This window comes from Streptomyces celluloflavus, assembly GCA_000720995.1.
Taxonomy (GTDB): Bacteria; Actinomycetota; Actinomycetes; order Streptomycetales; family Streptomycetaceae; genus Streptomyces; species Streptomyces celluloflavus.
In genome coordinates this window covers 97,240-111,163 of the sequence record JOEL01000036.1, presented here as the reverse complement: position 1 = coordinate 111,163, position 13,924 = coordinate 97,240, and the positions used below count along the sequence as shown (strand labels likewise).

Here is a 13,924-nt window from a genome sequence, read left to right as displayed (position 1 = left end):
GGGAGGGTGGGGAGAGAAAGACAGGGGTGGCGGCGCGGGGCTACCACGGGTGCCGGACCGAGGACGGTTCCGATACGGCGAACAGTTCGTCCACGGCCCGGACCTCCAGCACGAGGGCCGGCTCGCCCCGTTCGCGGCTCAGGCCGGGGACGTGGAAGGCCGCACCGCAGGTGCCGCCCAGGAAGCGGCGGCCGCCGTCCGGGAGCACCCGGTGCAGCTCGTAGTGGCGGACCGGACCGGCGGCACGCCGCCAGGCCAGCCGCACCGACGTCGTACCGTCCGCGGTGGCGGCGTCGGTGACGGTCAGCCCGCCGGGCGCGGCCGGGCGGCCGGCGGGCTCGCGGACCGCCAGCGAACCGAGCCGCCAGGCCACCGGGGCGCCGCCGCGGCCGGTCAGCCGCACGCCCAGGGCGTGCAGGGTGCCGCCGCCCAGGGAGCCGAGCCGCACGGTGGCGGTGCGCCAGCCGCTGCCCGGTTCCACGGTCCCGGCGGGCAGATACGTGTACGGGGCGGGCTCGCCCGGCGCCGACGGCTCGTGCAGGGCGACGGCCACCTCGACGGTGACCGGACCCGAGGCCGCGTCGGCGCGGTGCGCGAACTCGACGACCGTCCCGGCGCCGACCGGCAGCCGGGTGGGGAAGAGCTCCACGGTGGCCGGGGCGTCGAGGGCGCCGCCCACCAGCAGACTGCTGCCGCCGCGCCAGGCGTCGGCGAAGTCCAGGGAGACCGCGGGCCGCCGGCCGGTGGTCCGCACCGACCAGCGTCGCGGCGGCAGCCGGTCCTGGAGGCCGAGATGGTTCCACGGTGCGTCGGAGGTGGCCGCGCCGTCCTCGTACCAGCGCAGACCGTGGCCGGTGTTGAAGGTGGTGGCGAACGGCAGCGCGGTGACCGTCGAACGGTCCGCGACCGTGACCGCGGGCGCCCGCCAGCCGCCGCCGGTACCGGCCGGCCGGGTCGGGTCGAGCCCCTCACCGGACCAGAAACGGTCGTCCGCGGCGTGGAACTGGCCCGGGGTGCGGCCCGCCGGGAGATGGGTGAGGGTCCACTCGGGACGGTAGAAACCGTACGAGACGACATGATCGCGCCCGGTGGGGATGATCGCGTCCCAGTCGGCGGCGCTGTCCCAGCCCCGCGACTCGACATCGACGCCGGCCCACAACTCGTAGCGGCTGCGGCCCAGCTGGTCCGCCAGCTTTCCGGAGTCGGCCAGCCGCTGCGCACTCCAGCGGAAGTCCACGAACATCGAGTCGGCGACCGGCCCGGAGCCGTCCTGGAAGAACGGCTGATTGCGCGCGTTGAGCGCGCCCTGCCAGCCGACCTGGCCGGTCGTGTTCATCGCGTCGTACCAGATGATACGGAGCCCGTGACCGGCGCCCGCGGCCCGCAGCGCCCGCAGGAACGCCTGCATGTCCGCGGCCAGCGCGGCGTCCCCGCCGTCGGTCTCGGCGTTGATGAACCAGCCGTCGAAACCGTAGGCGGTCGCGACCTCCACCAGCTTCGCGGCGAGCGGGAAACGCCCCGCGGCGTCCTTGCGCACCAGGTCGCGGGTCCAGCGCAAGTTGCCGCCGAAGGCGACCGGCGGCAGGAAGACGGTGCCCAGTACGGGGACGCCGTTGCGGTGCGCGGCATCCACCACCGGGGCGTTCGGCGCCAGCACCAGACCCTCGCCGGACGAGCCGCCCCAGAAGATCAGCTCGTCGATGTACGCCCAGTGGGTCGGGGCGTAGTAGTCGGCGGTGGCCGAGCCCTGCGACGGGTTGCCCGCGGTGTGGTCGAACGCGGCCAGGGCGCTGATCCGGGCCTGCCCCGACCGCGCCGTGGTGTTCGCCGCGACCGGTGTGAACCGCTCCGCGAGCGGCACCGTCGCCGTGTTGAACGCCAGGTCACGGTCGCCCTCGGGCGTCCACGCGGCCAGGCTCCGCCAGGTGATACCGGCCCCGGGCGTACCGGACGGCAGCGAGTCGGGGAACCAGTACGACGCGTACGGCTGCAAGGAGTCCGCCGCGCGGGCCCCGGACCGGCCCGCGGCCCGCGCCGTGCCGCCCCCGAGGGACGGCCCGAGCAGGGCGGCCGCGGCACCCGCCCCGGCCAGCACCACACGGCGGCGGGACAGCGGGAACGGCTGCTGGTGCATCATGTGCTCCTCCGGTGGCGGTCGGCGGTCAGCCGACCTCGTCGGGCGTGCAGACCTCGGTGATGCCACGTGCCGTCAAATGTGCGGCATCGGAGGCGAGCTCGGCCAGTACGAGGGCCGGCCGAGCGCCCTGGGCGGTGAGCTTCGCCCAGGCTTCGAAGACGGCACCGCCGGGCGCGCACACCGAACGGTGCGCCGCGGCCTCGACACCCCCGGCGTCGACCACCAGCGCGGTGCTGCGCACCTGCGGCTGGGGAGTGCGGCCCCGCCACTCCTCGACCAGCGCGGCTATCGCCCGGCCGGCCGGCTTGACCTCCCGGTCATTGGTGAGCAGGCCCAGGCTGTACTCCAGCTCGGGGAAGTCCGCCAGCGACCGGGACACGTCGTGCGAGCACCACCAGGTGACGCCCCAGACGTCCGGGCAGTCCAGCGCGTTGACGACGGTCGCCTCGGTGAAGTGCGCCGCCCGGTCCGCGGGGATGTGCGGGGCCGGCGCGCCGACCTCCTGGAGCCACACCGGGCGGTGCGGGTCCACGGCCCATGCCTTGGACAGCTCGATCAGATATGCGGCGTGGTGCTCGGTGGCGACCGCGTCCGTGCCGTGCCGCTGCGCGGTGCCGTTGAACACCCATGAGTGCACGGCCGTCACGGCGCCCTGCCGGGCGGCCTGGGCGGGCGTGAAGGGGTGGCCGTCGAGGTACCAGGCGGCGTCGTACTCGGCGTGCAGATGCATCCGGCCGGGCGCGCCCTGCTCACAGGCGGCCAGCATCCGCTCCAGCCAGGCCGTGGCCTGGTCGTGGGTGATGCGGTCGGGGTCCGGGTGCGGATCGCCCGAGAACTGGTTGATCTCGTTGCCGAGCGTCATCCCCAGGAAGTTGGGCCGGTCGGCCAGCGCGGCGGCCAGCGTCCGCAGGTACTCCTCCTGGCCGGAGAGCACCTCGGGGTCGCTGAAGATGTTGCGGCGGTGCCAGGTCTGCGTCCAGGCGGGCAGGAAGTCGAAGCTCGACAGATGGCCCTGGAGCCCGTCGACGTTGACGTCGAGTCCGCGCTCGGCGGCGGCGTCCGCCAGCTGCACCAGCTGCTCCACGGCGCGCGGCCTGATCAGGGTGCGGTTGGGCTGGAAGACCGGCCAGAGCGGGAAGACCCGGATGTGGTCCAGACCGAGTGCGGCGATGGAGTCGAGGTCGGCGCGTACGGCGTCCAGGTCGAAGTCCAGCCAGTGGTGGAACCACCCCTGGGTGGGCGTGTAGTTGGCGCCGAAGCGCAGCGGGCGGTGGGCGGTGTCCTGCACGGGCATAGAGATTCCTGTGAATACGGGGGTGGTGCGGTGCGGGCGCCGCGGGGTGGTGAGGTGGTGAACGGACGGAGGTGTGCCCCGGTGGTACGGGGCACACCGGTCAGCCCTTGACGGCTCCTTCGCCGACGCCGCGGAAGAAGTAGCGCTGGAGGCAGGCGAACATCACGATCAGCGGGAGCACCGCGATGATGGTGCCGGCCGCGACCAGCCGCTGGTTGTCCGCGAACGTGCCGTGCAGGAAGTTCAGCCCGATGGTCAGGGTGAAGTTCGACTGGTCGCTCAGCACGATCAGCGGCCACAGGAAGTCGTCCCAGGCCCCCATGAAGGAGAAGATCGCGACGACCGCGAGGGTGCCCTTGACCGACGGCAGCGCGATCCGGGTGAAGCGCTGCCAGGCGTTGGCACCGTCGACGAACGCGGCTTCCTCGACCTCGTACGGCAGCCCCGCGAACGCGTTGCGCATCAGCAGGACGTTCATCGCCCCGATACAGCCGGGCAGCAGCACGCCGATGAGGGTGTTGTTGAGCTGGATGTCCCGCATCGTCACGAACTGGGCGATCATGATGCTCTCGACCGGCACCAGCATCGCCATCATGAAGACGACCATCGCGGTCTTGCGGCCCCGGAAGCGCATCCGGGCCAGGGCGTAGCCCGCCAGCGCCGCGCCCACGCAGTTGGTGAGCACGTTCGCGGTGGCGACCTTGAGGGAATTCAGTGCGAAGTCCCAGACCGGGATGATCTTCGCGACCTCGCCGTAGCTCTTCAGGGTGGGGTCGTGCGGGATCAGGCTCGGCGGATAGCTGTAGATGTCCTCGCCGGGACCCTTGAGCGAGGTGGACAGCTGCCACAGGAAGGGCCCGACGGTCAGCGCCAGCACGGCGAGCAGCAGGACGTAGCGCAGCACCAGCTGCCACGTCGGCATCCGGCGGCCCTGATCTTGCTCACGGTCCCCGCGCTGCTTCTTGCCCTTGCGCCGCGTCCCGTGCGCCGGTCCGCGTCCGCGACCGCCCTGCGGCGCGGTCCGCGGCTCCTGCTCGGTCGTGACACTCATGCGTCCTCCTTGCGGTTGGCACGCATCACCAGAAGCATCAGGCCGAGCGTGATGATGAAGACCACCACGGACAGCGCCGAGGCGTAGCCGACCCGGCCGCTGAGGCCCGTGCCGACCTGCTGGACGAGCATCACCAGGGTGGTGTCCTCGCCGGCGGGGCCGCCGGACGGCCCCGCCATCAGATAGACCTCGGAGAACACCTTGAAGGCACCGACCGACGAGAGCGCGGCCACCAGCACCATCGTGGAGCGCACCGCGGGCACGGTGACGGTCATGAAGCGCCGGAACGCTCCCGCACCGTCCACCGCGCACGCCTCGTGCAGTTCCCTGGGGACGTTGGCGAGCGCCGCCAGGTAAATGATCATGTAGTAGCCGAGGCCCTTCCAGACCGTGACTCCTATCGAGCTGAGCAGCAGCAGCCAGGGATCGCTGAGGAAGCCGACCTTGCCGAAGCCGACCGTTTCCAGCACCGCGTTGATCAGCCCGCGGTCGTCCAGCAGCCAGACCCAGATCAGCCCCACCACGACGACCGATGCGACGACGGGGGTGTAGAACGCGGACCGGAAGAAGGTGATCCCGGGGATGTGCCGCTGGACGAGCATGGCCAGCAGCAGCGGCAGGATCACCAGCAGCGGTACGGCCCCCACGACGTACAGCAGGCTGTTACGCAGTCCCGTCCAGAACATCGCGTCATGGATCAGTTCCTGGTAGTTGGCGCCGCCGACGAACTCCCCCTTGGTGAGGGTGCGGTCGTTGGTGAAGGAACTCACCACGGTGCTCAGGAACGGATACAGGCTGAAACCAGCCACAATCAGCAGTCCGGGGGCCAGGAACAGCCAGGGACTTGACGGCAGATGCGTACGGATCCCGCGGATCCGTTGCTTCGCCGTGCCCGGCGGCGGGGTGCCTGCCGGGCCGGAGACCGCGGCGGGCTTGCCCCGCGGCGTCGTATCGGTCTTCACGGTGTGTGCCTCAGTTTGTCTTGAGCAGGCGGTTACACTCGGCGACGGCGCCGTCCAGAGCGTCCTTGGGGGACTGCTTGCCCTGTACGGCCTTGGCAACGGCGTTGCGCAGCACGGTCTTCATCTGGTCACTGAGCAGCACCGGCGTGTAGTTCACCGCGTTCTTGAGGGACTTGGCCGAGGCCACCCGGACACGGGTCGCGTCGGTGCCGTCCTCCTTGGTGAAGTACGGGTCGTCCAGCGAGCCCTTGGTGCTCGGGAAGATCGTGACCTTCTTGGCGAAGGACATCTGGTTGTCCTTGTCGGTGACGAAGTGCGCGAACGCGACGGCCGCCGGCTTGACCTTGCTCTGCGCGTTCACCATCAGGCCCTGCACATACATGTTGGCCTTGCCGGTGTTGTTGACGTTGTCCGTGATGCCGACGTTCTTGTAGAGGCTCGGAGCCTCCTTCTTGAACTTGTCCAGGTCGAGCGCGCTGCCCGGGTTCATGGCCACGGACTGCTGCTGGAACTTGCGCCCGGCGGACTCGGCCTGCGCGGTGAGCGCCTGGGAGTCCAGCGCCCCGGCCTCGTACAGGTCCTTGAAGTGCTGGAGCAGCTCGACGCCCTTGAGCTCGTTGAAGGTGAACTCCGTGCCCTGGTCGTTCATCAGCCGCACGCCGTAGCGCCCGAAGTCCTCGATCGACGGGGTGCTCGCGAGCATCGCGATCTTGCGGTCGCTCTTCTCCGCCATCGAGATGGCGTTCTCGAAGAGCTGGTCGTACGTCTTCGGCGGCTTCTCCGGGTCGAGGCCGGCCTGCTTGAACAGATCCTTGTTGTAGAACATCGGGCCGGTGTTCAGGTACCAGGGGAAGGCGTAGACGCCCTTCATGCCCGGCATCTGCTGGCTCTTCCAGGCCCCGTCGAGATACTCGCCGCGGTATTTACCGGCGGCCTTTTCCAGATCGAGTGCGAGCCCGGCCTTGGCCAGCGGGTAGGCGAGGTCCGGCGACACATTGACGACGTCGGGGAGCGTACCGCCGGCGGCATCGGCGCTCAGCTTCTGCGGGTAGCCCTCGGCAGGCTGGTCGATCCACTTCACCTTGGCGCCCGGATACTTCTTCTCGAAGTCCGCGATGACGCCTTCGAAATAATCCTTGAAATTGGCCTTGAGGTTCCAGGTCTGGAACGTCACCTGGCCCTCGACCTTGCCCGTCACCTCGCCCGAGGCGTCGGAGCCGCCCGAGCTGCCCGATGCCCCGCACGCGGTGAGGGCGAGTGCCGATGTGACCAGGACCGCTGTGGCGGCAGCTGCTCGACGGGATATACGCATGCTGGCGGGCTCCTTTGCTCGGACCAGAACCATGTCTAATTGTTTTGCGGCAGCCGTCGACGATGCGACCGATGCCTGCGTGACGTCTTCCGGATCGATCCGGCGTTGCGTCAGAATCCTGCTGGGACAGGCGAAAACATGAGACGCGCATGTCCCGTCACCGACCGGGACGGCCCCTTTCCTGCGGGCCCTCGGGGGGTGATGCGGCAGACGGTACTAATGCGTTTTAGTAGGTGTCAATAGCCGACTGCGAGCGATTGCCGGGAGATCGGTAACGGATTGGTCACCGGCTGGTCACCTGTCGGCTTCCGGCCGGTCGCCGGGCAGGTGACCTGCGGCTTCGTCCCCGGTATGCCGTGTATGCGCGATCTTTCGACGACCCGGATCCACGGAATGCTGACACATCGTTTGACATGCCCCGAGACGCTGATCACACTGGGGCGCACTAATGCGGTTTAGGTCGCGGTTCCGGAGCTGTCCCGCGCACCTCCGTATCCCCCGCACGAGACGCGTCCGACCCACCGCACGAGGAGCCCGCCATGACAGCGCCCGGTGAGGCCGCCCGCCGTAAGCCGGCGCGCCGGCCCACGATCAAGGACATCGCCCGCCGCGCCGGGGTGTCGGAGAGCGCCGTCTCCTTCGCGCTCAACGACCGGCCCGGCGTCTCGCAGGACACCCGCGCACGGGTACGCCGCGTCGCGGAGGAACTCGGCTGGCAGGCCAACAGCGCCGCCCGCGCGCTCTCCGGCGAACGGGCCGGCTGCGCGGGCCTGGTGCTCGCCCGCCCCGCCCGCACGCTGGGCGTGGAGTCCTTCTTCCTCCAGCTCGTCTCCGGCATCCAGGAAGTGCTCTCGGCGCGCAACATCGCACTCCTCTTCCAGGTGGTGGAGGATCTCGACACCGAATGCGCCGTCTACCGGCGCTGGTGGGCCGAACGGCGGGTGGACGGCGTCCTCGTCGTCGACCCGCGCAGCGACGATCCGCGGCCGGAACTGCTCGCCTCCCTCGGACTGCCCGCGGTCATCGTAGGCGGCCCGGCCGGCCTCGGTGCACCGGGTGCCGCACCGGCCGGCCAGGACGCGGCGGGCACCGGACCGGTCCCACACCCGGCGGCCGCACCGCCGCTGCACTCCACCGTCTGGGCCGACGACTCCAGGGCCATGGCCTGCGTTCTCGACCACCTCTACGGGCTCGGCCACCGCCGGATCGTGCACGTCGCGGGGATGCCGGGGCTCGCCCACACCGAACGCCGGATCCGCTCGCTGCGCGCCGAGGCGGATCTGCGGGGCCTCGACGAACGGCACGTCCGGTCGGTGACCACCGACTACTCCGACGCCGAAGGGGCCGAAGTCACCCGCCACATCCTCGACGCGGCCGAACCGCCCACGGCGATCATCTACGACAACGACGTGATGGCCGTGGCCGGCGCCTCGGTCGCCGCCGGGCGCGGTATCCCCGTACCGGGCAGGCTGTCGATCGTGGCCTGGGACGACTCCGCACTGTGCCGGGTCACCCACCCCCGGCTGACCGCCCTGGTCCGCGACACCGCCGGCTTCGGCCGGCTCGCCGCCCGGGAACTGCTCGCCGTCCTCGACGGCGGACCGCTGCGCACCGTACAGGGCGAACTGCCGCATCTGGAGGCCCGGGAGAGCACGGCGACGGCGACCGCGCCGTAGCCCGCCGGTTGCGCTCCGTGCCTGCTGCACCCCGCACCGAAGCGGATCGGGGCGCGGGCCGGGAGCGGTTGCGCCGCTGGGACTTCGGCGCCGCACACGGCGTCCGGGACGGACCGGCCGGGGGCGGGCCCGCCTGTGACAACCGCAATGGATCATGGTGGAATCACGGTACGGCATCGCGCGTCGGTCACCGGCCGGGTGAGGCGTGGAGGTGCCCGGTAGATGCCTTCTGGAGGCATTGCACCGTGTCAGTCGAGTTGAACCACACCATCGTTTTCGCCCAAGACAACCGGGCTTCCGCCGAATTTCTGGCGAACATCCTTGATCTGCGGGTCGGTACGGCGTGGGGCCCCTTCGTCCCTGTCGCCACCGACAACGGCGTCACCCTGGACTTCGCCACCGCCGACCCCGAGTTGATCCGCGCGCAGCACTACGCCTTCCTCGTCTCGGAGGAAGAGTTCGACGCGGCCTTCGCCCGTATCCAGGACGCCGGGATCGCGTACTACGCAGACCCCCACATACGGCAGCCGGGCGAGATCAACCACCACCACGGCGGGCGCGGCGTGTACTTCCTGGACCCGTCCGGCCACGGTATGGAAATCCTCACCCAGCCGTACGGCAGCCACGGAACGGCACCATCGGACGCGTGAACCGCACTGCCGTGCCCGTGCGGTGAACGGCCGATGAGGGAACGGCCGGTGAGGGAATGGCTGGTGTGGCGGACCGCTCACGAGGCGGACCGGCCCCGGTGAGACGTGGTGCGGACCGGTGAGGCCCGCACCACCCGCTCTCCGCCCCTCCAACTTGCCTGGCCCGTACGGCATTTAAGGGCAGCGAGCGAAGGCTGGGGAAATCGGACCGGCGCCGGGCGCCACCGGGTTTGTGCCCTCCGCAGGACGGGTCCGAAGCCCTCCGTGCTCTGGCAGGAGGGCGTCACGGTGATCGGCTGCCGCCCCGTCCGGCGAGCCTGGTCCCGGGCCGGCGCCCCTCGGCGGACGGTCGCTACGCGAACGGCGGGCCCCCGGGCGCGCGATGCCCGGGAACCCGCCGTCGTAATCCGCTCAGTGGTGCGTCACCGTCCCGGCGGCCAGCCGGCCGCAGTTCGACCCGGAGATGTCGGCGCCGACGGTCTCGATCGTGCCGCCCCAGTTCACACATCGGCCCTTGGCGGCCAGGTAGATCGGTCCCGCGTAGGACGTGTAATTTCCCCTGTCCTGAACGGTGGTGGAGTTCGGCTCGGTCGTTTCGAGATAGGCGTATATGTGTACGGCCTTGCCGGTGTTGTTCCGCTGCGTGATGACGCAGTTCTTCCCGGTCTTCGCGCTGTACGTCAGATACACCGTTCCCTTTCCGCTGACGGGTACGGAATTCACTACGCTGTAGCCGCTTCCACAAGCGCCGTTGTACGCGGCGGTGGTGCGCGCCGGAGCGGCCGACGCCGTGGTGGCCGTCGCCATCGTGGCGATACTCGCCAGGGCGAGCACCGCGGATCCTGCCATGGTCCGGGAACGCTTCATGGGAATACCCCCGTTGGGTGAGGTACTTCGCGTGGCCTTTTCGCAGTGTTGGACACCGGCCGGCCGGGGATGGTTGTACTCCCGCCGGCGACGTTCCACCCGCCCCTCCGGCAGCCGCGCTCCCCACATCTCAAGTGGAGTCTCCGCGCAGCGCGTTATCCCACCTCAGCGCGAATTGCCCGCTCTCCGCCAAGAGTTGATGATGGAAAAATCCGCCAAAGATGATGATGAAATCGACGCGGCCCGACTGCCCGACCGCCTGACCGACCGATCTTCCGGCCGTCACGCGGCACTCGCTTCGCATGTCCCCGCCCGTCGCTCCACAGGACCACGACCGGAGCGGCAACGGCCGGTCCCCGGCACCTCCTCGGGTGCCGGGGACCGGCCGTGCCGGTGGGCCGCCGGGGCGGCCGTTCGCGAGAGCCGTCAGCCGTTCGCGAGCGCCTTGAGGCGGCTGTAGGCGCCGTTGAAGCGGTTGCGGTCGCCGACAGTCTGGCCCGTGGACGTGTACTGCCAGATGGTGTGGTACTTCCAGCCGGCCGGCAGTGTGCCCACCGACGTGCCGTACCGCGGGACCCACAGCGGGTTCGTCTTGCCGAACTTGCCGGACTCCTCGGTGCACTGCTTCCACCAGTTGGCGGAGGTGTAGATGATCGCGTCGCGGCCGGTCTTCTCCCGATAGGTCCTGAAGAACTCCGCGATCCAGCTGACCATCGCCGAGGCGCTCTTGCCGTAGCAGGTGTCGCCGTAGGGGTTGTACTCCATGTCGAGCGCCCCGGGCAGCGTCTTGCCGTCCTTGGTCCAGCCGCCGCCGTGGTGGGCGAAGTACGTCGCCTGCTCGGCACCGCTGGAGTGGTCGGGCAGCGCGAAGTGGTACGCGCCATGGATCATGTCGGCGTCGTAGGCGCCCTTGTACTGCTGGGTGAAGTACGGGTTCTTGTAGCCCGTGCCCTCCGTGGCCTTGACGTACGCGAAGCGCACACCGCTCTCGCGCATCGCCGGCCAGTCGACGTCGCCGTTGTGGCTGGAGACGTCCACGCCGGACACATTCGCGGACGTGGTCCGCGGCTCGGAGCCGGTGGCGCGCTGGCCGCCCTCGTGGGCGGCGATCGTGGAGCCCATCCAGTCCTGCTCCGGGTGGGCGGGGACCTTCCTCGTATCCGCCGCTCCAGCGGTGCCGGGCAGCGCGAGGGGCAGAACGAGCACGGAGAAGAGAGAAGCGAGAGTTCCGGCCGCAAGGGGGAGTGTGCGGCGGGCCGGACCGGATCTGCGCAAGGGCATCGCGTGCCTCCGAGAGCCTTCGGTTGGGTCAGGTTCGGCAGTTTTTGAGCAGAATCCTGCCGATAAGAAGACTTATACGCTCAACTGCTCACTCTCCTGACCCAACAGGCCGTCAGGCTGCCGACGGGCCCGGCCTTGTCACCCGTCTGGCCGTCATAACCGCTCCTGGCGGCCCGATCTGACCCGGACCGGATCGGGGCAGATCTGATCCAACCCGGACCCACGGTGGTCACGGCGCACGCAGAAACGGGCCCCGGTATACCGGGGCCCGCTCCTGTGCGCAGCGGCGAACGCGCCATTCCGCCGCTTCGCCGTCTACGTCGATGTGCTCTTGTCAGCCGTTGGCGGCGGCGGTGATGTTGGCGATGGGGTCGGTGAGGTTCTTGGCGGTGCCTTCGACGTGGTAGGTGTCGAAGGTGGGCTGGATCACCTGGAGGAGCCCCTTGGAGGGGATTCCGTTGACGGCGTTGACGTCCCAGTCGTTGACGGCGTTGGGGTTGCCGTTGGACTCGCGCATGATGTTGCGCTGCAGGCCCTCGTAGCTGCCGGGTATGCCCTTGGAGTGCATGATGTCGAGGGATGTGCGGATCCAGCCGTCGAGATTGTCCGGGTGCTGGGTGGCCTTCTTGGCGGCGTCGTCCTGCTTGGCGACGGCGGTCACCTTGATGCTGTCGGCGACGGACGAGTTGTTCGCCCCGTCGGTCGTGCCGGCGTCGGCCTTCGGCGCGGCGGGCAGGCCGTTGGCGCTGACGGGCTTGACCGCGGCCGCTGCATGGGAGGCGGTGGTCTGCGCGTGGCTGGGCTGCGCCGTGGCGGTCAGGGCGGTGGTGGCGCCGGCGGCGACCAGGACGACGGTGGCGACCTTGTGGGCACGGGTGGTGCGGGTGATGCGGGCGGTGCGGGGCAGGTTGAAGCTGAGCATGCGGAGTGACCTCTTCCAGGTGCTTGTCGGGCGGGGAGACGGCCTTCGGCGGCGCGTGTGAGACCGAGGGTCGTAGCCGCGTTCGCCGCTCTGGCGGAAGTCGCAGGCTCGTTCTCGGTGCTGCTCGAACTATGGTTAACGCGGCTCGGGGGCGGTGGCAAAGGTGTGACGTACTACCTATCTTCGTGAGATAGTCCGAGATGTCCGAGTTTGTGGCCTTGTTTGGCGGTGTAGGGCCGGAATCATCGCGACTAGCCGGGTTCGTACGTGACGTGGCTCCTGTGCGCCGCATCACCTGGCGGGGGTTTCGGACCCCCTTCCGGTGGCACCCCGAAGTGACCTGCTTCACCTGCGGAATGCGGGTCTCGTCCGCCTCAGCTGTCTCGTTCACGGCTTCTTTCGACCGCGCCGCCTCCGCCGCTTTCGCCGCCTCGGTGCCGGATGAAGCCGAGAGTGCGGGCGTGGCGACCGGATTCGATTGGCCACCGCTGCCTTCCATCGCCTCTGTCGCTCTGTACTGCCGTGGACCGTCCTTGACCGGAAAGAGTTCGCACGGGTGTCAGTCCCCATGAGACGCGACAGCGCAACGGCAACGGCGGGCCAAACCGCGAGATCGGCTCCGCGATCGGCTCTGAGATCGGCATTGAGGCCGGTATGGAGGCAGGTATGCCGCCCGTGTGGTGAGAGCCGCTGTAAGGCGGAGAGGCTGTACCGCGATAACGAAGCGGACATACCGCGATAAGGCGGCGATGCTGGTCCGTTCGTAGCAGCGACCGGGCTGTCGAATGGCCGGCCGTTCCCCCTTCCCGGAAAGTGGGACCACTCTCAGCAGTCACTCACCGTAGGGAAATGAACATGCTTCGTCGTCTCGCCGTAATTCTCACGGGCCTTCTCACCGCGGTATTCCTCGCTACCGGTGCCGCGGCCGCAGCGCCTGCCGATGACGCGGACCTCACCCCCAGGGAAAGGGCCGGTCTCCATTTCGCGGGCGACCTGCTCGGCGCCCTCTTCGGCGGCGGTTCACCGCATCACGACCGCGGATTCTGACACCCGGCCGAAACGCCACGAAGGCGTAGAGGGGGAACGACAGAAACGGCGATGGGTTGGCGGCGGCGGTGATGTTGGCGATGGGGTCGGTGAGGTTCTTGGCGGTGCCTTCGACGTGGTAGGTGTCGAAGGTGGGCTGGATCACCTGGAGGAGTCCCTTGGAGGGGATTCCGTTGATGGCGTTGATGTCCCAGTTGTTCACGGCGTTGGGGTTGCCGCTGGACTCGCGCATGATGTTGCGGTGCAGGCCCTCGTAGCTGCCGGGTATGCCCTTGGACTGCATGATGTCGAGGGAGGTACGGATCCAGCCGTCGAGGTTGTCCGCGTAGCGCGTAGGAGCGGTGGCCTTCGGCGCTGCCTTGGGCGCGGCGGCGACGGACTCGCCCGCGCCGGCGCTCTTGGCGGCCTGCTGCGCGGCGACGTCCTGCTTGGCGACGGCGGTCACCTTGATGCCGTCGGCGACGGACGAACTGTCCGCCCCGTCAGCCGCGCCGGCGACGGCCTTCGGCGCGATCGGCAGCCCATTGGCGCTGACCGGCTTGACCACGGAGGGCGCGCTCGACGCCACGGTGGCGGCGTCGCTGGGCGCCGCGGTGAAGGCGAGGGCGGCCGCGCAGCTCGCGGTGGCCACCAGCGCCGCGGAGATCTTGTGCGTGCGGGTGATGCGGGCGGGGCGGGGCAGAGAGAAACTGGGCATGCGGGGTGACCTCTTCCAGGTGCTTGTG

Annotated in this window: 11 protein-coding genes; 2 read left to right on the top strand and 9 right to left on the bottom strand. The window is 69.6% G+C overall.

What is annotated here, in order from left to right; genetic code table 11:
* Positions 1–40 precede the first annotated feature (40 nt).
* From IH09_RS26665 to IH09_RS26645, 5 genes are all read right to left on the bottom strand, one after another.
* Positions 41–2,134, bottom strand: a complete 2,094-nt coding sequence (locus IH09_RS26665) for an endo-beta-N-acetylglucosaminidase (RefSeq protein WP_052860068.1) — start codon at positions 2,132–2,134, stop codon at positions 41–43.
* Between the two features lie 28 nt (positions 2,135–2,162).
* Positions 2,163–3,431 (bottom strand): glycoside hydrolase 5 family protein, encoded by a 1,269-nt coding sequence (locus IH09_RS26660; RefSeq protein ID WP_052860021.1) that lies wholly within the window; start codon positions 3,429–3,431, stop codon positions 2,163–2,165.
* A gap of 100 nt (positions 3,432–3,531) precedes the next feature.
* Positions 3,532–4,353, bottom strand: a complete 822-nt coding sequence (locus tag IH09_RS26655; protein WP_052860067.1) for a carbohydrate ABC transporter permease — start codon at positions 4,351–4,353, stop codon at positions 3,532–3,534.
* Between the two features lie 125 nt (positions 4,354–4,478).
* Positions 4,479–5,357, bottom strand: coding sequence for a carbohydrate ABC transporter permease (locus tag IH09_RS26650; protein WP_052860066.1), 879 nt, complete (start codon positions 5,355–5,357; stop codon positions 4,479–4,481).
* A gap of 97 nt (positions 5,358–5,454) precedes the next feature.
* Positions 5,455–6,756: an ABC transporter substrate-binding protein gene (locus IH09_RS26645; protein ID WP_052860020.1), complete on the bottom strand. Its 1,302-nt coding sequence runs from the start codon at positions 6,754–6,756 to the stop codon at positions 5,455–5,457.
* A gap of 539 nt (positions 6,757–7,295) precedes the next feature.
* Here IH09_RS26645 and IH09_RS26640 point away from each other — a divergent pair.
* Together IH09_RS26640 and IH09_RS26635 are read left to right on the top strand one after the other, a co-directional pair.
* Positions 7,296–8,432, top strand: a complete 1,137-nt coding sequence (locus IH09_RS26640; protein WP_052860019.1) for a LacI family DNA-binding transcriptional regulator — start codon at positions 7,296–7,298, stop codon at positions 8,430–8,432.
* Between the two features lie 245 nt (positions 8,433–8,677).
* The gene (locus IH09_RS26635; RefSeq protein WP_052860018.1) at positions 8,678–9,082 is read left to right on the top strand and encodes a VOC family protein; all 405 of its coding nucleotides are present in this window, start codon (positions 8,678–8,680) and stop codon (positions 9,080–9,082) included.
* A gap of 411 nt (positions 9,083–9,493) precedes the next feature.
* On the opposite strand, the gene IH09_RS26630 is transcribed toward IH09_RS26635, so the two are convergent.
* The 4 genes from IH09_RS26630 to IH09_RS26615 form a co-directional block, all read right to left on the bottom strand.
* Positions 9,494–9,949: a spore-associated protein A gene (locus tag IH09_RS26630; protein ID WP_205379036.1), complete on the bottom strand. Its 456-nt coding sequence runs from the start codon at positions 9,947–9,949 to the stop codon at positions 9,494–9,496.
* A gap of 426 nt (positions 9,950–10,375) precedes the next feature.
* Complete coding sequence (locus IH09_RS26625; RefSeq protein WP_052860016.1) at positions 10,376–11,230, bottom strand: lysozyme; 855 nt, start codon at positions 11,228–11,230, stop codon at positions 10,376–10,378.
* A 334-nt stretch (positions 11,231–11,564) separates the two neighbouring features.
* Complete coding sequence (locus tag IH09_RS26620; RefSeq protein ID WP_052860015.1) at positions 11,565–12,152, bottom strand: transglycosylase SLT domain-containing protein; 588 nt, start codon at positions 12,150–12,152, stop codon at positions 11,565–11,567.
* A 952-nt stretch (positions 12,153–13,104) separates the two neighbouring features.
* Entirely contained in the window at positions 13,105–13,896 is a 792-nt protein-coding gene (locus IH09_RS26615) for a transglycosylase SLT domain-containing protein (protein ID WP_110952600.1), read from the bottom strand.
* Positions 13,897–13,924: the final 28 nt, after the last annotated feature.

Coding starts and splice junctions, on each gene's coding strand:
- IH09_RS26665 (WP_052860068.1), bottom strand. CDS start 2,134: ATGCACCAGCAGCCGTTCCCGCTGTCCCGCCGCCGTGTGGTGCTGGCC.
- IH09_RS26620 (WP_052860015.1), bottom strand. CDS start 12,152: ATGCTCAGCTTCAACCTGCCCCGCACCGCCCGCATCACCCGCACCACC.
- IH09_RS26645 (WP_052860020.1), bottom strand. CDS start 6,756: ATGCGTATATCCCGTCGAGCAGCTGCCGCCACAGCGGTCCTGGTCACA.
- IH09_RS26625 (WP_052860016.1), bottom strand. CDS start 11,230: ATGCCCTTGCGCAGATCCGGTCCGGCCCGCCGCACACTCCCCCTTGCG.
- IH09_RS26615 (WP_110952600.1), bottom strand. CDS start 13,896: ATGCCCAGTTTCTCTCTGCCCCGCCCCGCCCGCATCACCCGCACGCAC.
- IH09_RS26660 (WP_052860021.1), bottom strand. CDS start 3,431: ATGCCCGTGCAGGACACCGCCCACCGCCCGCTGCGCTTCGGCGCCAAC.
- IH09_RS26655 (WP_052860067.1), bottom strand. CDS start 4,353: ATGCCGACGTGGCAGCTGGTGCTGCGCTACGTCCTGCTGCTCGCCGTG.
- IH09_RS26640 (WP_052860019.1), top strand. CDS start 7,296: ATGACAGCGCCCGGTGAGGCCGCCCGCCGTAAGCCGGCGCGCCGGCCC.
- IH09_RS26630 (WP_205379036.1), bottom strand. CDS start 9,949: ATGAAGCGTTCCCGGACCATGGCAGGATCCGCGGTGCTCGCCCTGGCG.